The following is a 3,167-nucleotide window of genomic DNA, read 5'->3' on the forward strand; positions in this document are numbered from 1 at the left end:
GGCCCAGGATGATGGTGACATAGCTCGGCTCGACGCGCGAGCAACTCAATTCCGGGCCGCCATCCTTCGGCTCATAGGTGCTGGTGCCGCCTTTCGCCGTGTAGATGCAGCCGATGTTGCCGGATGGCGTGTTGAACTCGATCTGGCCGTCGGCGCTTGCCGGGATGCCCTGCTCGGCGGCATGGGCCAAAGGTACAGAGGCAAATAGGGGCAGCCAGGCGAAGAGGAACAGGATTGCGGCCGAGCGTGCAAGCATTGGGAGCTTCCTTGTTGGAGAACCGGACATGCATGAGTGTCGACAATGCCAGGCAAGGTTCAATCCCGAACGGATGAATTGTCAAACGCAGTTCCTGAGCTGACCCGACAAGACGGAACGCGCCGCTCGGACGATTTTCCGGTCACTTCCTGCCTCCGGCAAGGACGATAACGGCAAGCCTGGCGAGGTCACGAACGGCAAATTTTCCGATGTTCGGGCCAGCCCGCTCTGAGAAAATCGCTCGATCCGTACGATTTCGAGTTCACAAAACCGTGCGATAACCTTCCCTAAGGGAAGCTTCATCGACGGCATGTCTCCGCAGATCAAGCGTTTGAAATCAATAACGATATCCTGATTTTTGCCGGCTGTTGTCGCTATATTTCGGCGTGTCATCTGTTGCCTCTTGGCAACGGCCGTTGGGTGTAATCAGTTTGGCCAGCTTTAAAAATTAATGGAAAATGATCAATTGGTGTTACCATCCGTAACAAAAGAAAAAAGGTTTGGGCGGGATCGTGATTCGGGTCGGTAGACCATCGCAAGAGTCAGTACCGGAAAAAACACCTCGCGATGCCGCAGGGCGATCGCTTCTGACGCCGGTATCGTCGATGCGCAGCTTCTGGGGCCTGATGCGGGCCTACTGGGTCTCGGACCGCTGGAAAGAAGCCTGGACACTGACGCTGGTGATTGCGCTGCTCACCGCGCTGTCCAGCAAGGCCGGTGTCTGGTTCGCCGAAGCCTCCGGCGAACTGGTCAACTCGATCGCCTTCTTCCATGATGCGGCCAACACCACGCCGCTTCGCTCGCTGCTGGTCAATGCCGGCATCCTCGTCCTGCTGGTCCTGCTCAAGGACGCCGGCTTCACTGGCATCCGCAACCTTGTCTCAGCGACATTGCACCGCAAATGGCGCGGCTGGCTGGACAGCCGCTTCAATGAAGCGTTGCTGGATGGCAATCATACGCATTTCCATGCGCAGCATGCGTCGACCGGCAGCGGCGCGCCCGCCCCCGACAATATCGATCAGCGCGTCCAGGAATCCATCAAGGACATGACCGGCGGCGCCATCGGGCTCGCCATGGGCGTGCTGGGCGTCGCCACTTCGCTCTATTTCGTCGGCCAGAAGCTGCTCGAAAACTCCGTCGAGGTGAAGGGGCTGGAGTTCCTCGGCAACTATGGCAGCGCTGTCCTCGCCTTCCTGGCCGTCGCCACCTATGTGCCGCTGAACACATGGATCGCGGTCAAGCTCGGCGGCCTGCTCGAGCGCCTCAACGTCAGGATGCAGCAAGCCGAGGGCAGCTATCGCGGCGAGCTGACGACGTTCCTGCGCCGCAGCTTCCATGTCGCGGCGTCTCAGGGCGAAGGCGTGCAAAGGACCATGCATGGCCGGCTCTATGTCGATATCGACGGCACCTGGACGCGGCTGAACATCGTCAACACGGTCTACATGTCGTTCGAGCTGATCTACAATTTCATCGGCGCCCGCATTGTCGCCTACGGACCGGGCCTGGTGCCGTTCATCCACAACGGCCTTGATCTCAAGGGCTACATAACCGGCTCCGAACTGGTCAATTCGTTGATCGGCCAGTGTTCGTGGTTCATCCACGTCATGCCCGCCATCGCCACGCTGCGCGCCAACAGCCAGCGTGTCACCGAGCTGGCCAATGCGATCGAGAATGTCCAGCATCCGCAGGAATTCTACAGCCAGACCGGCCGCTCCGACTTCCACTATGCCAGCCAGAACCCGGTTTTCGGTCTGACCATCCAGAAGCTCGAACTGGCGCATCAGGGCGAGGATGCGACGCCCTTCCTCAGTGCCGCCAATTTGCGCTTCCGGCGCGGCGAATGGACCTTCCTGAAAGGCGAGTCCGGTTGCGGCAAGACTTCGCTGATCAAGGCGATCAACGGCCTGTGGCCCTATGGCCGCGGCACCATTGTCTTCCCCGAAGGCGTCAAGAGTTTCTATGCTGCCCAGGAGGTCAAGCTGCAGCCGGTGTCGCTGAAACAGCTAGTCTGCCTGCCCGGCTCCGAGCACGACCATGGCGACGCGCAGGTCGCATCAGCGCTGCACAAGGCCGGCCTGGGCGACTTTATCGAGCACATGGCCGACGAAAACCGCGAAGGCAAAAGCTGGGATCAGGTCCTGTCGGGTGGCCAGAAACAGAAGCTGGTGGTGGCCCGCATCGTGCTGCAGCAACCGGGATTACTGTTCCTCGACGAGGCAACCGGCGCGCTCGACCCCGATGGCAAAATTGCTTTCCACCAGGCCATCAAGGACAACTGCCCCGATGTCACGGTGATCAGCGTCATGCACGAGGCGGTGGCGCCGCGATCGATGACCGGCAGCGAATTCTATCACAGCATCGTCGCGATCGCCGACGGCGTCGCCACCAAGAAGCCGCTGGTTCCGACCCTGCCTGTCGAACTCACCACCATTCTCGCGCAGCCAAGGCCGGTCCCAAGGCCGGTCGAGGACAAGTGGCTGCGTTTCTCGCGCCGGCTAAAGCAGAAATAAAGACGCTCTGATCCGAGCCGGCCGTGTCATGCGGCGGCCTGCGATCACAGTCGCGCGATCTCGGCAACCCGCCGGCATTTTCCTTCCTCACCGCGATTGACACGGCAAGGCGCGCTCCTATGTTGCGCCCGCTTGCAGACAGTCAAACGCGAACCCGCAAGCGGAAAGGTCACCGCGCCATGCCTGGCGACAGTCACAGTCGAACGCAACCGCCGTCCGCCTAGACGTGACCTCTAATGGTTCATGTCCTGCCGGACGGCAAGGAGTGAGCCATGAACGAATTTACCGCCGTAGCGAGCGACGAGGCCGTCGCCATCGCCCGTATCCTAGCCAATGATCACGTCGCCGACATTGTCGAGGCCCTGAACAGGGAGCCGCGGGAAACCGCGACGGAACTGCTT

The 3,167-nt window shown here is 60.6% G+C and carries 1 protein-coding gene and 1 pseudogene; one reads left to right on the plus strand and one right to left on the minus strand.

Annotated features, from left to right (window positions below):
- Positions 1–256: pseudogene (locus EN935_RS28465) on the minus strand (hypothetical protein); the annotation flags it as partial.
- A gap of 605 nt (positions 257–861) precedes the next feature.
- On the opposite strand from EN935_RS28465, the gene EN935_RS28470 reads away from it, so the two are divergent.
- Positions 862–2,766 carry an ABC transporter ATP-binding protein/permease gene (locus tag EN935_RS28470; RefSeq protein WP_164548693.1) on the plus strand — a complete coding sequence of 635 codons (1,905 nt, stop codon included), beginning with the start codon at positions 862–864 and terminating at the stop codon, positions 2,764–2,766.
- Positions 2,767–3,167 lie beyond the last annotated feature (401 nt).

Source organism: Mesorhizobium sp. M7D.F.Ca.US.004.03.1.1 (assembly GCF_003998635.1).
GTDB lineage: Bacteria > Pseudomonadota > Alphaproteobacteria > Rhizobiales > Rhizobiaceae > Mesorhizobium > Mesorhizobium loti.